This is a genomic window from Comamonas sp. BIGb0124, assembly GCF_003752175.1.
Lineage (GTDB): Bacteria > Pseudomonadota > Gammaproteobacteria > Burkholderiales > Burkholderiaceae_C > Comamonas_F.
This window is the reverse complement of record NZ_RJVF01000008.1, coordinates 271,672-288,901: the sequence shown is the minus strand read 5'-3', so window position 1 is coordinate 288,901 and position 17,230 is coordinate 271,672. Positions and strand designations below refer to the sequence as shown.

Here is a 17,230-nt window from a genome sequence, read left to right as displayed (position 1 = left end):
CGAGCCGGCCATGCGATCCGCACCGTTTTCCCAGGCAGTACCTGGGCCATGCCGCCAGTCCTGTCTTACACGTCGGCAGGCAACTTCTGCAAGGCTTCGAGCCAGGACTCGATCCAGGCCGAAGCCGCTTCTTCGGCATCGTCCGCACTGCAGGCGTCGATGACCAGCAGTTCGCCGACACGGACGGCGCCGAGATCGGCCAGGCGTTCGTCGAAAAGCCGGCCACCACGGGCGAACGTCTCGCCGAAACCGCTGTCGCCCAACGCCACGACACCGTAGCGCACGCCGCCCAGGTAGCGGGGTTGGGCATCCAGCGCGTGATAGAGCGGCTGGGCGTTGTCGGGCAGATCGCCACTGCCGAAGGTGGATGTGCAGACGATGTAAGCGTGATCGGGGCCGGCCTGGAACAGTTCGGGGCTGTCGGATGCATCGAGGCGACGGACCTCGATCTCGGCGACGTGGTCTGCTGCGGCCATTTCCATGGCCTGTGCGACTTGCCAGGCCGTGTCGCTCATGGTGCCAACGAGTAAGGTGAGTTTCATGCGGCGATTGTGCCTTGGCGCAATAGGTGCCTTGCCGGTGCGGTCATGTGAAGGCCGGACCGGTAAACTGCTCAGCCTCATGGACGACCGTTTATCCCACTCGATTCCGATGCAGGCCGCGCTCGAGCAGGCCCGGCTTGCCGCCGCCGCGGGCGAGGTGCCGATCGGCGCCGTGGTGTGCGACGCGCAAGGGCGCATCATCGGCCGCGGACACAACGCGCCGATCGCCAACCACGACCCGACCGCGCATGCCGAGATCCAGGCCCTGCGGCAGGCCGCCGCCTGTCTGGGCAACTACCGGCTCGACGGCTGCCGTGTCTACATCACGCTCGAGCCCTGCACGATGTGCGCCGGCGCCATGCTCCATGCACGGGTCGCTCAGGTGATCTATGCCGTGCCCGAGCCGCGCACCGGGGCGGCAGGGTCGGTGATCGATCCCTTTGCCGTGGCCCAGCTCAATCACCAGACCCGGGTGCTGCCCGCCGCCGGTCTGGGCCCGGAGGCCGAAACATGGGCGCAGGCGTGTGCCGGTTTGCTGCAGGGGTTCTTCCGCGACAAAAGGAAGCAGGCGCTATGCCTGCACCAAGCCAGCCACCCCTTGCGCCAGGACGCGCTGCGCACGCCCGACGGGTGTTTTGCCGGACTCGCGCTTGCCGCTCCTGCCGAGTCGCGCTATACCAGCAGCCTGCCTGCGCTGGCGGGACTGCGGCTGCACTACCTGGAAGCCCATGGCCCCTCGGGTGGCACGGTCGACTGGCTGCTGCTCCATGGCCATCCGGGCTGGAGCGCCGGCTTCACCAAGGTGCTGGGCTGGCTTCAGGCCCAGCCGTCGACCCGGCGCATACTCGTTCCCGATCTGGTCGGGTTCGGGCGCAGCGACAAACCGAAGAAGACGGCGTTCCACCATCCGGCCTTGCATGCACGGATCCTCGTCGAGCTGCTGGCCGAACGCGATCTGCAACGGGCCGTCGTGTTGGGGCAGGGAATCGGTGCGGAGCTGGGGCTGGACGCGGCGCGCCGTGCGTCCGGACGGGTGAGGGCCTTGTGGCGGCTGCCCCAGGGCGCACCCTGGCCTTCCCCCGACCACGCCGCTTTTCTGAAGGACCTGGCCGCTCGCCCCTTGTTGGTCACCGCGCTGCGAGCGCGGGACGCGTCGGGTCGCGCGGGCACGGGGCCGAGGCATGCATCCCCTGGTGGAAGCCAGCCCGACCCGACCGGGGTGACGAAGCGAGCGCTCTCGCCCCAGGCGCTGGCTGCGCCGTGGCCGGACAAGGGGCACCAAGCCGCATTTGTCGCCATGGCGGCGTGGGCTCGGGTCGCCCAAGCGGCTCCGGAAAGCGGCATGGGCGGCTCGGCCGCCGCAATTGCACAGACCCATGAAGAACACGAAGCCGATGCATCGGGCTGTCCAATCGTCGATCCGGCTGCATTCGGTGTCACCGCTTCTGCGGCTGCATCCGATCCATGGGCACAGCCGGACGATCTGCTCGCCGCATCCGACGTGGCACGCGCTGCGGCATACTTCGGGCATTGAAGGTCGCCCCTGGGGTGCAGGCGAAGGGTCGCCGGCATCTGGGGCCGGACCTGCAGATTGTTTGCACCATGAACTCCTCCGCGTTGAATTATTCCTGCGTCCACTGCGCCCGCCTGGCCGCATCCGAACCCCGCCCGATCCGGCTGTACGGTTTTTCCCCGTCGGGAGCCGTGCGCGACCGCGCGGCCCTGCGCAGGGCGGTCAAACGGCTTCAGGCCCAGGGCTACCGGGTCGATCTGGATCCCGACAGCCTGGCGAGCGTCCAGCGCTTTGCCGGGGACGACGAGACCCGGGTCGCGGCGATCCACCGTGCGGCGGCCAGCGGCGCGGATGTCGCCATCATCACCCGGGGCGGCTATGGCCTGACCCGGTTGCTGCCGCACCTGGACTACGGACTGCTGCACCGCGCCGTGGAGGGCGGCACGCAGTTCGTGGGTCACAGCGATTTCACCGCGCTGCAACTGGCCATGCTGGCGCAAAAAGGGACCGTCACCTGGGCCGGTCCGGCGCTGGGTGCGGATTTCGGCGCCGAAGAGGGCGTCGACGAACTCATGTCCGACTGTCTTGCCGACATGACCAGCGGGCAGGGCGAAGGCACCGGCTGGCGGCTGCCGGCCGGGGACCTGCGTTATATCGACAGCCTGCCGGCCGATGTCGCGGAACGGCCGATCCAGAATGCCACGCTGTGGGGCGGCAATCTTGCCGTGCTGTGCGCGTTGGCCGGCTCGCCGTATTTCCCGGCGGTCGAGGGCGGGGTGCTGTTCCTCGAGGACGTGGGCGAACATCCTTACAAGATCGAGCGCATGTTGACCCAGTTGCTGCTCAGCGGCGTGCTGGCCCGGCAGGCTGCCGTGGTGCTGGGGAGCTTCACCTCGTTCAAGCTGACACCTCACGACCGGGGCTACAAGCTGCAGACCGTGGTCGACTGGCTGCGGGCTCAATTGCCACGTACGCCCGTGTTGACGGGGCTGCCTTTCGGTCACGTGCCGACCAAGGTGATGCTGCCGGTGGGCGCGCCGGTCACCCTCGAGGTCGCAGGACGGGATGCCATGCTGTTCTGGGGGCACGTCGGGCAGGAGGACCATCGCCATGGGCATGACCATGGCGATCATGCCCGCGATCGGGCCATTTCGCCTTCCGCCTGAGACGAGGGGGACCGGAGGGACGGCAAGCCGGCCGGATCATGTCGGCGCACACCCTGCTTTTATGTGGGGAAGGCCTTCCGACCCGTCCGAGCCGCCAAAACCGGCGTAAGCTCTCGCCCAGCACAACGCACAATCGCCGAAGCGGCTTTTTCGAGCGGCGCGGCAAGCGGCGTACAGGCGTTCCGAAAGCTCCAAGATGTCAGATTCCTCCATACCCGAGCTCCAGCGCTTTCTGCTGACGTCATCGTCCATGACCCTGGTCGAGCCCTATCTGCTGCCTGGCGGCGGCGGGGTCGAGGCGTTCATGCGCGACCGTGTGGTGGCGGCATGGCTGGACGGCTATGCGGCCGGACAGCGCCGAAACGGTGCGCCGTCCGTGGCGACGGATTCCAGTGGCAAACGCGCAGAGTCGTTTGACCGCACGCAGGATCCTCACAAGAAATAAGGCCCGCCGGTGCGGGCCTTGGTTTTTCTGCGCCGCACGGCAGCGGCGCTGCGTCATCCGCTGTTCTTGCGGCTGCCGATCCAGCTCGATCCGCCATCGACGCGGCCGTTGATGCGTGTGCCTTCGAGGGTACCGGCATAACGTTTGCCGTCGGCGACGAAGGTGATCTCGTTGCCCTTGAGTTTGGCGTCCTGTAGAGGAATGGCGCGGCTGCCCTGTGTGAGCGTGCCCTCGAGCGCCTGGTAGGTCTGTTTGAGCTCGAGCTGGCCTTGGTTGCCGAGGTCCCAGACGCCCGCGGCCTTGGCGGGGATGATCCACAGGTGTGCGCGGCAGAAACTCGAACAGTTGGCGGTCGGGCCGGATTCGACCGATGCATCGGGTTGCCAGTCGCCCATCATGAACGAATTGGAAACCACCCGCGTGCCGGGCTTCATGTCGAGCAGCGTGGGGCGCAGCTTGAGGTTGAGGTCGGGCAGCAGGAACAGCGTCACCACCGAGGCTTTCGAGAAGTCCGACTCGAAGATGTCGGCCTGCTCGAACGTCGCCCGTTCGGCGACGCCTTCATTGGCGGCCGCGCGTTTGGACAGGGCCACCATGTCGGGGTTGTATTCGATGCCATGCGCGCGCAGTCCGCGTTTGGCGGCGGTGATCACGGTGCGTCCATCGCCCGAGCCGAGATCCACCAGATAGTCCTGTTGCGTCACTTCGGCCATGTCGAGCATGCGGTCGATCAGGGCCTGCTGGGTCGGAACCCAGATGACGTCCTTGCCCTGCTGGCCCACGGTCGGGGAGTAGGTGGATGCCGGGGCCTCGAGGGTCTGCGCCCATGCAGCCGGTGTGGCCAGCAGCGCGGCGGCGCAGACGCCGGCCAGTTGACGTCGTGTGAACATGGCGATTCTCCTGAAACGGGCTCGTCAGTCGAGCAAGGTTGGGGATGGGGTGGTCGCGGTTTGCGCGACGGGTGCCGGCGGGTGATCCTTGCGCTGGAACCACAGCAGGGGCAGGCCCGCCGCCAGCACCGCCACGCCGATCAACGCAGCCGAGCCCGTGTAGGCCAGACTGGCATGCAGCATGTAGAGGCAGGTCAGGCAGAACAGGGCCGGTGTGAGGGGATACAGGGGCACCCGGTAGGTCAACTGCCGGTGGGGCTCGCGACGGCGCAGCACGAACAGTGAAAACGCCACCAGCAGCAGGAAACCCCAGAACACGGGCGCGGTGTAGTCGACCATGGCCTTGAAGCCGTCCGGCGTCGCGGCGCCGAGCGCCACCAGGGCCAGCGAGACCCCGGCCTGCATCAACAAGCCGTTGGCGGGCGTCCGCCCGCGGGCGTTCCATTCCCCGACCCTGGGAAAGAGCGTGATGTCGCGGGCCATCGAATAAAAGACACGCGCCCCGGTGAAGATGGTGGCATTGAGCGTCGACAGCGCCGCCACCACGATGGCCACCGTGACGACCGTGGCGCCGGCCGGGCCGGCCACCTGGCGCATCATCTCCGTGGCCACCGCGTCCGAGCCCCGCAGGCCTTCGAGTCCCAGAATGGACAGCAGCGCCCAGTTGGCGGCCACGTACAGCGTGACCAGGATGGCCGTGCCCGTGACCAGCACCTTGGCGATGTTGCGCGAAGGGTTCTTGAGTTCACCCGTGAGGTAGGCCGCTTCGTTCCAGCCGCCGTAAGTGAGCAGCACAAAAATCATGGCCATGCCCATCGCGGCCGATTCCGGGGGCAACGCCGGTGCGGGGGAGACTTCGGGCGAACCGAAGAAGCCGAATCCGATGATGAGCGCGATCGCGCCGATCTCGATGAAGGTCATGGCCAACTGGAGATTCTTGCCCTGGGTGGTGCCGATGACGTTCACCGCCGTCAGGATCACGATGGAGAGCGCCGCGTAGATCGTGGAGCCGTACGGGCCGATCGGCAGCAGTTGCGCGGCGTAATCGCCCAGCATGAAGGCCACGGCCGCGATGGCGCCGGTCTGTATCACGGTGCATCGTGCCCAGCCGAACATCATCGCGAGTGGCTTGCCGTAGGCTCTCGACAGGAAGTGGTACTCGCCGCCGGCGTCCGGATGCGCCGCCGACAGCTCGGCATAACACAGCGCACCGATGAGCGTGATCGCACCGCCGGCCACCCAGACCAGAATGAACGCGAGTTCCGATTCGACGTTGCCGGCCACGATGGAGGGGGTGCGGAAAATGCCGATGCCCACCACCAAGCCGACCATGATGGCGATCGCGTCGAAGACCGAGAGCGAGGGTTGAGGCAGAGCGGGAGAATTCGTCCCCCCGGATGTTTCGCCAGAGGCGGCATGAGCGCTGCCGGGAGAGCCGGCCGAAGCGGCGGGCACGGTTTGCTGCGGGGAACGAACGGCCATGAACAACCCTTGAAGACGGCGGAGCTCCCACATGGACCATGCGGGAGATGGAGTTTCTTAGGGTTGTTTTGCCGAACAATTTACCAGAATAGGAGCAGTTCCGCATGTCAGCCGGTGGATTTTGTGACGATCGGAAGGCACGCCCAAGAGGGGCTGGCTTCGCATCGATTGATCCTTTTTTCGGAACAATCTAACTCGGTAAACAGACTTTATGAAGCGTCAAGCGTCCGTAGAATGGTTCGATTCCAGACACGGGAACGATGCGCCCGGTCCCAGGTCAGCCAGAACACCGATAACAGGCGGCCCGGATCCCGATTGCGCTCGGACCGACCCGATACCACGATGAGCCATCCTCCCGAACGCTATACCCGCACCGCCATCTATCTGCATTGGCTGATTGCCCTGGCGCTGGTCTCGACCTTTGCCCTGGGCTTCTACATGCAGGGCCTGCCGTTCACGCCGGGCAAGCTGCAGCTGTATTCCTGGCACAAGTGGGCCGGGGTCACGATTTTCTGTTTTGTGGTGTTCCGCCTGGCCTGGCGCCTCACGCACCGCGCCCCGCGTCTGCCCGAAGGCATGGCCCGCTGGCAGCAGATCGCGGCCGAGGCGGGACACGGTCTTCTGTATGTGCTGATGGTCGCGGTGCCGCTCAGCGGCTGGCTGATGAGTTCGTCGCTGGGCTTCCAGACGGTGTGGTTCGGCGTGCTGCCGTTGCCCGATCTGATGTCGCCCGACGAGACCTGGGGCGAGCGCCTCTTGACCGTGCACAAGACCCTGAACTACACCATGGCAGCGCTGGTGGCCGGGCATGTGGCTGCCGCGTTGAAGCATCATTTCGTGGATCGCGACGGCGTGCTGGCGCGCATGCAGCCCCGTCTGCGGCGCTGAGAGCCGCGGGCCTCGCGATCCATCCGACCGACATCACATCCAGACCGACAACGGAGTTATCCAACATGAATCGATTCGTCTCGCGCACTGCCCTGGCCTTGGTGCTGGGAAGCGGGCTGCTGGGTGCCGCCCAGGCGGCCGAGTACACCCAGGTCGACGCGGCAGCCAGCCGTATCGCTTTCACGTACAAACAGATGCAGGTCGGCATGAACGGCAGTTTTGCCAAGTTCGACACGACGCTGCGCTTCGATCCGGCCCATCCCGAGAAGGCCCAGGCAACCGTCAAGGTGACACTGGCCAGCGTGGATGCGGGTTCCAAGCCGGCCACCAGCAGCGCCACCACCAAGGAGTGGCTGGACGTGGCGGGCTCTCCGCTGGCGGTGTTCGAATCCACCCAGGTCAAGTCGCTGGGCAACCAGCGCTTCGAGGCCGCGGGCACCCTGACCATCAAGGGCAAGTCGCAGCCTGCGACCTCGACCTTCACCGTGAAAGAGCAGGGCAAGACGGCTGTGCTCGAAGGCACGTTGCCGCTCAAGCGCACCGCATTCAGCATTGGCGAAGGCGCCTGGAGCGACACCAGCATCGTTGCCGACGAGATCCAGGTGAGCTACCGCATCACCGCCGTTGCCCCCTGATACCGCCGGCTTTGGCGGGGGCCCATGGGCACCCGTCTGCCGATCGTTCGATCCTTCCATTCCCAACCTGACCTCAAAGGAGCTTCATTCCATGGACAAACTGCTGGCCGCCACGTTACTGGCCTCCGCATTCGCCGCTCCCGCCTGGGCCGCCCCCCAGACCTACAACATCGACCCGACCCACACGTTTGCCCGTTTTGCGTACAAGCACATGGGGCTTTCGACCCAGCTGTCGCGTTTCGACAAGACCAGCGGTTCGGTGACCGTGGACCCGGTGGCCAAGACGGGCTCGGTCGATGTGACCGTCGACATCACGTCGGTCGACACCGGCTTTGCGCCATTCAACGGCCATATCCAGGGCGCCAATTTCCTCGATGCGGCGACCTACCCGACGGCCACGTTCAAGTCCACGCGTGTGGTTTTCGAGGGCGACAAGCCCACGAAGGTGGAAGGCAACCTGACGATCAAGGGCGTGACCAAGCCGGTGACGCTGACCATCACGTCGTTCAGCAGCGTCGAGCATCCCATGCTCAAGAAGCCGGCCATCGGCGCGGACGCCACCGCCGTGATCAAGCGCAGCGACTTCAATGCCGGTGCCTATGCGCCCGCCGTGGCCGACGAAGTGACCCTGAACATCGCGCTCGAAGCGATCGCGCCGTAAACGTCGACTGCCGATCCGTGTGACGCCATGTCATGCCGATCGGCCAGTCAAAGCCCGATTCAGAGCGATGCACCGCCGCACACGACCAGCTCCTGACCGGTGATGGCCGCTGCCGCCGGCGAGAGCAGGAACTTCACCAGTTCGGCGATTTCGCCGGGCTGGATGTAACGCCCGATGGGGGGCAGCTTCGGCGGCGAGCTTTCGCGCCCGGGCTGCTTCAGCATGGGGGTTTCGGTCGCACCCGGCGCCACGACATTGACGGTGATGCCGCGCGGTGCGAGCTCGGCGGCCCAACTGCGAGCCATGCCGACCATGGCGGCCTTGGTGCTCACGTACTGGCTGCGTCCGGCCGCGCCACGCGAGGTGCGGCTGCCGATCAGCACGATGCGGCCGCCGGCCTGCATGCGCGGAGCAAAGAGGTTGGCCAGCAGTTCGGATGTGGCCACATGCAGATGCCACAGCCGCGCGCTCACGGCGGCGTCGAGTTCGCCGAGGCGGGCTGCGTGCATCATGCCTGCGGCATGCACCACGGCATCCGGCGTGGGCAGATCGGCCAGACAGGACGCTGCACGGGGGTGGTCGGACAGATCGAGCGTGTGGCTGTTCAGGGCCGCGCCCCAGCCTTCGACGCGCGTTCGGCTCACGCCGTCGACCGTCCAGCCGGCGGCCAGCAGCGTCTGCGCTATAGCGGCCCCGATGCCCGAACTGACCCCGGTGACCAGTGCGCGTGGCGGCGTGCTCATGCCTGCACCCAGGCTTCGGTGACCTGCACGTACTTGATCGCCTGGCGGAAGTAGGTGTAGGTGACATGCAGGTCGCCGTTGGCCGACTGCTTGACGCTGGGGTACGAGAACTCGCGGTTGATCTTCTGCTCGGAGTTGTTGCTCATGCAGTAGCCGTCGCCCACATCCAGATTGCGCCGCCAGGGCCAGGTGCGGCCGCCGTCCGGCGATATCGCCAGGGTCATCGGTGCGCGCGGTGCGCCCCAGAAGGCTTCGCGCTGGCCTGCGGCTGCGGGGTCGGCGACGATGTTGGACTGGTCGTTGTGCACGTTCTGGTCCTCGATCTCGTCGTAGAGCGAGGCGCGGCGTTCGGTGGCCCCGGCGGCACTCATGGCGTTGTAGACCAGGGCCAGATGGCCGTTGTGCAGCGTGGTGACCTGGATGGACGAGTTGTTGTTGGGCAGTTCCGTGGGTTGGGGTTCGCTCCAGGTCTCGCCGTCGTCGAGCGAGCGGCTGGCGTAGATGGCGTCGGCCCAGCGGCTTCGGTAGAGCGCCAGCAGGCTGCCGTCGGCGAGCGGTGTGATGTTCATGTGCACACTGCCGGTGCTGCCGGGCACTGCGACTTCGCGCCAGGTCTTGCCCTGATCGTCGGAGAGTTTCACGGCGCTGATGTCGTAGCTGCCCACCCATTTCTCGCCGGGCCGGGTGCGGCAATAGAAGATCGGCAGCAGCCACTTGCCGCTGGCCGTGACCACGGGCGGCTGGCGCACGAACGTGCCGGGGGTGCCGAACAGCGTGCCGATCTCGCCCCAGGTCGCACCCAGATCGTGCGACTGGCGGTAGCGCACCACGGCGGTGTCTTGGTTGCCCGAGGCCTGTGCGGTCCAGATCAGCCACAGGATGCGATCGGGGGCCAGGAACAGAATGGGGTTCTGCTCGGAGCGGTCGGGGTCGTTCGAGAGCTGGACGGGGCGAGTCCACTGCGTGCTTCCGGCAGGCAGACGCGAACAATTCACCGAAATATCGGAGACGCCTTCCTGTGTCCCTGCGAACCAGACGCACAGCAAGTCGCCGTTGGGCAGCGGGAGGATGTTGGAGGCGTGGTTCTGGGGGCGCAGGGTGGGCAGCATCGCCACCTTGCATTGCGGGTCGGTGGGCAGCGCCGTCACCGTACCGTCGAATACCAGTGCGGACGCGGTTTCGCCCGCGCTCGGTGCGATCGAAGTGTTGTCTGTCATGGGGTCTCCTGGGGCGCTCAGGCCGTGATGTCGTGGCGGCGGAGCACGTCGAGGATGACCTGTTCCTGCTCGGCACCGATGCGGACCGGGTACTTGCTGTCGCCCACCGGGTAGCCCAGCAGCCGGACGGCGCGCTTGACGGCAGCCGGTGCAAAAGCCACACGATAGAGCGCTTCGCGCAGGCTGCTGATCTTGTCCTGGGCAAGGCGCGAGGCTTCGATCCGGCCCGCCTGGAAGTTGCTCCAGATCAGGTTGATCTCACGCGGGGCGACGTTCGCCAGGCCCGACACGCAACCGGCGCAGCCGTCGACAAAGCCTTGATGGATCAGGCTGTCCGGGCCGTTGAAGACGGCAAAGTCGTCGATGTCGCGTGCCACGTCGAGGTAGCCCTTGAGGCTTTCGTAGCTGCCTGCACTGTCCTTGATGCCCGCGATCCGGGGATGCGCCGCCAGGCGTCTTGCGGTTTCGGGCGCGATGGTGTTGCCGGTGCGCGCCGGAATGTTGTAGAGGTAGACGGGCACGTCCAGCGCGTCGGCGATGGCCGTGAAGTGATCGGCCAGTTCGTCCTGGGTCAGCGGCACGAAGTAGGGCGTGATGGCCGCAACGGCATCGACGCCCTGGGCCACGACCTGTCGGCCCATGCGGATGCATTCGGCCGTGGAAATTTCGCCGACGTGGCCGACCACGGGCGCGCGTCCGTTCACCTGTTCGACCGTGACGGCTGCGACGGCGAGCTTTTCGGTTTCGGTCAGGGCAAAGAACTCGCCGTTGGTGCCGCCGCAGAAGATGCCGTTGCCGGCGGCAAGCTGCCGTTCGATCTGTTCGCGGAAGGCTGTCTCGTTGAAACGGTGGTCGGCATCGACCGGCGACACGATGGCGGTCAGCACACCTTCAAGTTTTCTGGACATGTCTAGCTTTCGTTATGGGGTTCGGGTCGGGGTCGTATCCATTCACTGAAACAGCTTCAGGTAGACCTTCTCGATGTCGTCGCCGGTGACCGTGCCGGGCACGTTGCGGATCAGTCGCTGCACGTCGAGTGCGCCTGCGACCAGCGCGGGCAGTTCGTCGGCTTCGATGCGCAGGGCCTGCAGGCTGCCGGGCAACTGGAGACGCTGCACCAGCTCGCCGAAATAGCGCACCAGCGCGTGCGACTTGGCTTCGGCATCCAGGCTGGGGTCGGCACCGGGCACGAGGTCGTAGGCCTGGGCCAGCTTGTCGACTGCCAGCGGGCGCACGAACTCGAAGCAGGGAGCCAGCAGGATGGCGTTCGCCACGCCGTGCGGGATGTGGTACTTGCCGCCCAGCGGATAGGACATGGCGTGGACCAGATGCGTGCCCGCGTGCGCGATGCAGGCGCCGCCGTAGTACGAGGCCCAGAGCATGTCGAGCTTGGCCTCGAGATCGGACGGATCGGCCACCGAGCGTTCGATGCTGGCGAACAGCTTCTTCAGGCCGATCACCGCGTAGTTGTCGCAGACCGGATTGGACTTGTTCGAGGTGAAACACTCGATGAGATGGCACAGGGCATCGACACCCGTCGAGGCGGCGATCTGGTGGGGCATGGACGTGGTCAGCTCGGGGGCCAGCACCACGTAGTCGGGCAGCATGACGGGCGAGATGATGCCCACCTTGGTCTGCCTTTCGGGAATGGCGAGGATGGCATTGGGCGTGGCTTCCGAGCCGGTCCCTGCCGTCGTCGGCACCATCAGCGAAGCCACCCGGCGCGCGATGGGCGCACCGCCGAGCAGGTCGTCGAGCTTCGGCGACTGGTGATCGGCCAGCACCGAGAGCAGCTTGGCGACATCCAGCACGCTGCCGCCGCCGACGCCGATGACCAGGTCCACGCCGCGCAGGTCGTGCGACTGCACGAGGGCTCGCACATGGCCGTCGGTGGGTTCCGGCGCCACCGAGTCGATGAGCTGCACGTCTTCGGCTAGCGTCTGCACCTGCTTCAGCAGGCGCTGAACGCCCTCGATGCGGACGATGTTGGCGTCGCTCACGAAAAGCACGCGGCGCTTGCCTTCGAGCAGATAGGAGATGTCGTCGAGCACGCCTGCGCCGCTCAAGACAGTACTGTGGATATGCATGTCGGATCCTTGGATGCGGGAGATGCGATGGAGCGTGTGCTCAGCGGCGCGTGGCCAGTTCGGCGCCCTGGCGCAGGGCTTCGATCAGGCTGCGTTCGTCGGCGATGCCCTTGCCGGCGATGTCGAAAGCCGTGCCGTGATCGACCGAGGTGCGGATGACGTCCAGGCCCACGGTGATGTTCACGCCGGCTTCCAGCCCCATCACCTTGACCGGCCCGTGGCCCTGGTCGTGGTACATCGCCACCACCAGGTCGAAGTCGCCGCGTCCGGCACGGAAAAACAGCGTATCGGCCGGCAGCGGGCCTTCGATGTCGAGGCCCCGCGCACGCAGCATCTCGATGGCGGGAACGATCTTTTCCTCTTCTTCGCCATAGCCGAACAGCCCGTTCTCGCCGGCGTGCGGATTGATGCCGCAGACAGCGATGCGGGGGTTCTCGATGCCGGCTTTCTGCAGCGTGGCATGACCGCGCTCGATGGTGCGCTGGACCAGGCCGGGCTCGATCTTGCGGATGGCGTCGATGATGCCGATATGCGTGGTCACGTGGATGACGCGCAGGTTGGGGGCCACCAGCATCATCGAGACCTCTTCCACACCGGTCAGGTGGGCCAGCATCTCGGTGTGGCCGGGAAACTTGTGGCCGCCGGCGTGCAGTGCTTCCTTGTTCAGCGGGGCCGTGCAGATGGCGTCGATCTGGCCGGCCTTGGCCAGCTCCACGGCGCGGGCAATGAAGCGGAAGGCCGCATCGCCGGCCACGGCGGACAGCTTGCCGAAGGGCAGGTCGTCCGGGATGAGCGGAAGATCGATGCAGTTGATGACGCCGGGCTCGAAACGGGCATCGGCAGGCTCGGCGATGGTGCGGATGTCGACATCGAGCTGCAGCAGCTGACGGGCCTTGTGAAGGCGCCGGGCGTCGCCGATGACCACGGCGCGGGCCAGCTTGTAGAGGTTCGCGTTGGCAAAGCTCTTGACGATGATCTCGGGGCCGACGCCCGCGGCATCTCCCATGGTGATGCCGATGACAGGGGTGTAAGCGCTCATGGCGGTTGCGTCCGATCTATGGGGGTCAGGAATGCGTGGAAATAAGACGTTGCCGGAGAGTCAGGCGGGCGCGCTGCAGCGACTCTTCGTTGCCGAACGCCCCGGCCTTGGTGGCGATGAAACGGGGAGGGCCGGCCGGTGTGCGAGACACCACGACGCCGGGCTCGCTTTCACCGAGGACCTGCAGTTCGCCCAGTCGAAGTCGATCGAGCATGGCGCGTGCGGTTTCGCCGCCCGTGAGCACCAGACCGCCGGCCATCTGCATGGCCGGCAGGATCTGGGCCGCCAGGTGGCGCGCCAACAGCGGTCCCTCGGCGGGGTCGAATCGATCGTCGGTGCCGATGCACAGCACCACGTCGAGACCGCCGGCCAGATCGGCCTGGATGCGAAGCGGCCAGGAGGCTGCGGATCGGTCTGCACCCGGTGCCTGGCGCAACTCGGCTGCGGCGATGGTGTGCACACGGGTGCGTGTATCCGTTGCCATGCAGGCGATCTGTTGCCGGGTCATGGGAGACAGGCTGCCGGCGACCGTCAGCACGGTGTGGTCGGGCGACTCGGTGGTGCCGGTGGAGGGCAAGGCCGGTGCAATGTCTGGCCCGGCTGTGGGAACGCTTGCGGCCGCCCGTGCGCCGGCAGCAGGCAACGCCGCCGCGAGTTCACGCGACAGGCCGCCCGATCCCACCCAGAAGATGCCGGTGAGCTCGTGCGTGGCGCGGGCCAGTTGCCGCAGGTGATGGGTCTGTTCGACATCGAACACCAGGGCTTGGCAGCCTTGCGTCCAGGCCAGTGTGATCGCCCGGGCGACGGCCTGCTGCACCGCGGCCGCGTCGCCGTCGAGCAAGGTGGAGGGCAGCACTTCGCAGCGCAGGCCGGCTTGCCGCAACTGCACGGCCGGCCGGTCTTCTCGACCGGCATGCTCGAGCTGCCAGGTGGCGGTGTCTGCCAGGCGCTGGCCGTGCACGTACAGCAAGCCGTCACGCATCACCCGTCCCAGTTCAGGGAAGGCCGGTGCCACCAACGCCATGCCGAGTGCCGGCTGCAAGGCCGCCACCTCGGCCACCCAGCCGCCGCGCAGGGTCGAATCGATTTTTTTGATCACCGCGCGCCCGGCGCCATGCCGATCCAGCGCGGCGCAGGCCTTGCCGGCGGCCACCTCGGCGGCATCGCGCCGGCTGTCGGTGTCGACGGTCAGCACGGTGGCTTGCCGCCCCGGACTCACATCGCAACCGAGGAGAACCGTGCTGTCCAGTCCTGCCAGAGCAAAGCCGACGGCACAGTCGGCTGCACCGGAGAGGTCGTCGGCGATGATGAGGAAAGGGGTGTTCACGTCAGGTCCAATTTTGATTGAATCGATCAATCGGCAAGGTCGAATGTGTACTGATTGATTGAGTCAATCTTAAGTGACTCTTGGGTGATGCCGATGCGGGTTTACACTGATTATTGGGCTATTTTGATCAACACGATCATTTTATTGATCGAGTCGATCGTTTTTGCGTGCGAAATGGGTTGACTATTCCGCACGCATGTTTCGTTCAGAGCTTGATGTTGGCGTCGTCCACGATCTTGCGTGCCTTGTCGGACTCGATCTTCTGGAAAGCCTTGAACTCGTCGACCGAGCGTTGTTCCAGGATGAGGCCCTGTGCGCTGAACTTGGTCAGCGCCTCGGATTGCAAGGCGATATTGACTTCCTTGTTGAGCCGGGCGATCACCGCGGCAGGCGTGCCTGCGGGTGCCCACAGGCCGTACCAGCTGAAGAACTCGAAACCGGGAAGGGTCTCGCCGACCGTCGGCACCTCGGGCAGCACGGGAATGCGGGTCTTGGAGGTGGTTGCGATCACCTTGAGCAGGCCGCCCTGGTGGTATTGCAACGAACCGAGAACCGGGTCGATGAAGGCGTCGATCTGTCCGCCGATCAAGTCCTGAAACGCGGGGGCCGTGCCTTTGTAGGGCACGATCATGTAATCGAGTCCGGCCGATTGCTTGAGCAGTTCGGTCGACAGATGGCCGGCCGAGGCAATGGAGCCGACGGCAAACGTCATCTTGCCGGGATTGGCCTTGGCGTACTGGATCAATCCCTTCATGTCCGATATGGGCAGATTCTTGTTGATCGCCACCGACAGAGGGGCCTTGGCAACCAGGGCGACCGGCTGGAAGTCCTTCTCGATCTGGTAGGGGACGGCGGTGGAGATCATCGGACCGCTGAGGAAGGTCGAAGCATTGAAAAGCAGGGTGTAGCCATCGGCCGTGCTGCGCGCCACGGTGGCCGGGCCGATCGTGGCATTGCCGCCCGGTTTGTTCTCGACGATGACGGGTTTGCCCATCTGGTCGCTCAGGCGTTGTGCCAGGGTCCGCCCCACGGTATCGAGCGTGCCGCCGGGCGGGAAGGGAATGACCACCTTGATCGTTTGGTTCGGGTACGCACCGGTGTCCGCCCAGGCGGCAAGGGGGCTGGCCGCCAGCAGGGCAGCGCCGAGGCAGGCCTGCAGGCCCGAGGCGAGCAAGCGGCGTTTGGTCGAGGAAGTGGACTGGGTCATGGTTGTCTCCTGATCGCTCCGGGTGATGGCCCGGCCGGGCCTGGCGCCGACTGTCTGCGGCGTCGCGGCGGCTCGTGCCGGTGGTGGCTTGAATATCTGCTTGAATCAATCATTTTGTAATGATTGATGCGATCAAAACACACAATATTTGCCCTGCGTATCCGTATTTTCCCGGGCCAAGATGACCGGTTCAACAGTTCCAGCGACGACGGATTGCATCAAGTCGGCGCGACGCGAGCGCCCGCAGCGCCACCCCGGCCGCGGTCGGCCCGTGCGCTGGCATCAGACAAGGCGCATCTGCCATCGAGCAATGGAACGGCGCCGCGATTGCCGGAAGCGGCCCTGCAGGTGATCCGACAGTCGCGTGATCGGTCTGCAAAGAGCGGCCGAGGTCTGGTCGATGCCGCCCGGATCCCGGCCGTTCACCGAACGGCGGGGCACCGCTTCTGCCTGTTCGCGGCGAGCGCGGCAATCCCGATGAAGGATCAGTCGTGCGTGGGCGCCAAGGCCTGATGCACCTCGACGAAGGCGTGGCTGGCAAAGGGCTGCAGTTGATGAGCCTGGGCGTGGCTGTCGGTGATCAGCGTCCAGGCCCGGTTGATCGGCGACCAGTACATCTGCGATCGCCTGCTGAGTTTTTCCGATGTGGCCAGCACGATGATCTCGCGTGCCCGGCGAAACACCTTGTCCTTGAACCAGGCTTGTTCTATCGAGCCTTCGCACAGACCGAGTTCGACATCCACGCCATCGGCGCTGGTGTAGACCTTGTCGAAGGTCAGGCGCTCGAGTGCGAGGTCGGCCAGCACGCCGAACACGCTCATGCTGCCGGGCCGCAGATCGCCACCGACCAGCGAGACCGGGATGCCGCGCTCGGCCAGCGTCTGCACGGCCAGCAGGTTGTTGGTGAAGATGCGGATGGCCAGACCCTGCGGGATCTCGCGTGCCAGGCTCTGGGTGGTGGTGCCGCCGTCGATGAACACGGTGTCGCCCTCGGCCAGCATCGCCGCGCCCATGCGCGCGATCGCGGCCTTGGCGTCGTGATGCTGGGATTGACGGGACTCGAGCGATTCCTCGGGCTCATGAAGAATGGGCGTCGCCACCGCGCCGCCGTACACCCGCAGCAAGCGGCCGGCCTGTTGCAGCGCGTGCAAATCGCGGCGGGCCGTGGCCTCGGAGATGCCGAACTTCCGGCACAAGGCCGTGACGTCGGACACCCCCTCTTGCACGGCCTGGAAAATGGCATCTCGACGATTCGCTACTTTCATAAGCCCTTCATGAACCCGTTGGTCAACACAACACGATTGCGGGGATTGTACGAAGTCGGGAGCGTGCGACCGGCTTGAAGCGGCATGGCCAGGCTTGGCCGGGGCGCATGCATCGTGCGCCAC

The 17,230-nt window shown here is 65.9% G+C and carries 17 protein-coding genes; 6 read left to right on the top strand and 11 right to left on the bottom strand.

Going from position 1 to position 17,230, the window contains the following annotated elements; all coding sequences use genetic code 11:
- Nucleotides 1–65 precede the first annotated feature (65 nt).
- A complete protein-coding gene (locus tag EC845_RS02535; RefSeq protein ID WP_123295640.1) occupies nt 66–542 on the bottom strand; it encodes a flavodoxin domain-containing protein in 477 nt (158 codons plus the stop codon).
- 79 nt (nt 543–621) lie between these two features.
- On the opposite strand from EC845_RS02535, the gene tadA reads away from it, so the two are divergent.
- From tadA to EC845_RS02520, 3 genes are all read left to right on the top strand, one after another.
- Nucleotides 622–2,076: a tRNA adenosine(34) deaminase TadA gene (tadA, locus tag EC845_RS02530; protein WP_158615587.1), complete on the top strand. Its 1,455-nt coding sequence runs from the start codon at nt 622–624 to the stop codon at nt 2,074–2,076.
- A 68-nt stretch (nt 2,077–2,144) separates the two neighbouring features.
- Complete coding sequence (locus EC845_RS02525; RefSeq protein ID WP_123295638.1) at nt 2,145–3,221, top strand: LD-carboxypeptidase; 1,077 nt, start codon at nt 2,145–2,147, stop codon at nt 3,219–3,221.
- Between the two features lie 196 nt (nt 3,222–3,417).
- The gene (locus EC845_RS02520; RefSeq protein ID WP_123295637.1) at nt 3,418–3,666 is read left to right on the top strand and encodes a hypothetical protein; all 249 of its coding nucleotides are present in this window, start codon (nt 3,418–3,420) and stop codon (nt 3,664–3,666) included.
- Between the two features lie 53 nt (nt 3,667–3,719).
- Here the strand turns inward: EC845_RS02520 and EC845_RS02515 are convergent, their stop codons facing one another.
- Both EC845_RS02515 and EC845_RS02510 read right to left on the bottom strand, forming a co-directional pair.
- Nucleotides 3,720–4,556: a cyclopropane-fatty-acyl-phospholipid synthase family protein gene (locus EC845_RS02515; protein ID WP_123295636.1), complete on the bottom strand. Its 837-nt coding sequence runs from the start codon at nt 4,554–4,556 to the stop codon at nt 3,720–3,722.
- Between the two features lie 24 nt (nt 4,557–4,580).
- A complete protein-coding gene (locus EC845_RS02510; RefSeq protein WP_123296319.1) occupies nt 4,581–6,038 on the bottom strand; it encodes an APC family permease in 1,458 nt (485 codons plus the stop codon).
- A gap of 342 nt (nt 6,039–6,380) precedes the next feature.
- Between EC845_RS02510 and EC845_RS02505 the strand changes: the two genes are divergently transcribed.
- The 3 genes from EC845_RS02505 to EC845_RS02495 all read left to right on the top strand — a co-directional run bounded on the left by EC845_RS02505 (nt 6,381) and on the right by EC845_RS02495 (nt 8,222).
- Entirely contained in the window at nt 6,381–6,926 is a 546-nt protein-coding gene (locus EC845_RS02505) for a cytochrome b (RefSeq protein WP_123295635.1), read from the top strand.
- A gap of 65 nt (nt 6,927–6,991) precedes the next feature.
- Nucleotides 6,992–7,561: a YceI family protein gene (locus EC845_RS02500; RefSeq protein WP_123295634.1), complete on the top strand. Its 570-nt coding sequence runs from the start codon at nt 6,992–6,994 to the stop codon at nt 7,559–7,561.
- 91 nt (nt 7,562–7,652) lie between these two features.
- Complete coding sequence (locus tag EC845_RS02495; protein WP_123295633.1) at nt 7,653–8,222, top strand: YceI family protein; 570 nt, start codon at nt 7,653–7,655, stop codon at nt 8,220–8,222.
- A gap of 59 nt (nt 8,223–8,281) precedes the next feature.
- On the opposite strand, the gene EC845_RS02490 is transcribed toward EC845_RS02495, so the two are convergent.
- The 8 genes from EC845_RS02490 to EC845_RS02455 all read right to left on the bottom strand — a co-directional run bounded on the left by EC845_RS02490 (nt 8,282) and on the right by EC845_RS02455 (nt 17,107).
- Entirely contained in the window at nt 8,282–8,965 is a 684-nt protein-coding gene (locus EC845_RS02490; protein WP_123295632.1) for an SDR family NAD(P)-dependent oxidoreductase, read from the bottom strand.
- Entirely contained in the window at nt 8,962–10,182 is a 1,221-nt protein-coding gene (locus tag EC845_RS02485) for an exo-alpha-sialidase (protein WP_123295631.1), read from the bottom strand. The genes EC845_RS02490 and EC845_RS02485 overlap by 4 nt, the downstream gene beginning before the upstream one ends.
- 17 nt (nt 10,183–10,199) lie before the next feature.
- Nucleotides 10,200–11,090, bottom strand: a complete 891-nt coding sequence (locus EC845_RS02480; protein ID WP_123295630.1) for a dihydrodipicolinate synthase family protein — start codon at nt 11,088–11,090, stop codon at nt 10,200–10,202.
- A gap of 42 nt (nt 11,091–11,132) precedes the next feature.
- A complete protein-coding gene (locus EC845_RS02475) occupies nt 11,133–12,269 on the bottom strand; it encodes an iron-containing alcohol dehydrogenase (protein ID WP_123295629.1) in 1,137 nt (378 codons plus the stop codon).
- 40 nt (nt 12,270–12,309) lie between these two features.
- On the bottom strand, nt 12,310–13,308 hold the full coding sequence (gene pdxA / locus EC845_RS02470; protein ID WP_123295628.1) for a 4-hydroxythreonine-4-phosphate dehydrogenase PdxA: 999 nt from the start codon (nt 13,306–13,308) through the stop codon (nt 12,310–12,312).
- 25 nt (nt 13,309–13,333) lie between these two features.
- Nucleotides 13,334–14,635, bottom strand: coding sequence for a four-carbon acid sugar kinase family protein (locus tag EC845_RS02465; protein ID WP_148077219.1), 1,302 nt, complete (start codon nt 14,633–14,635; stop codon nt 13,334–13,336).
- Nucleotides 14,636–14,840: 205 nt separating this feature from the next.
- Nucleotides 14,841–15,842 (bottom strand): tripartite tricarboxylate transporter substrate binding protein, encoded by a 1,002-nt coding sequence (locus EC845_RS02460; protein WP_123295626.1) that lies wholly within the window; start codon nt 15,840–15,842, stop codon nt 14,841–14,843.
- A 485-nt stretch (nt 15,843–16,327) separates the two neighbouring features.
- On the bottom strand, nt 16,328–17,107 hold the full coding sequence (locus EC845_RS02455; protein ID WP_123295625.1) for a DeoR/GlpR family DNA-binding transcription regulator: 780 nt from the start codon (nt 17,105–17,107) through the stop codon (nt 16,328–16,330).
- Nucleotides 17,108–17,230 lie beyond the last annotated feature (123 nt).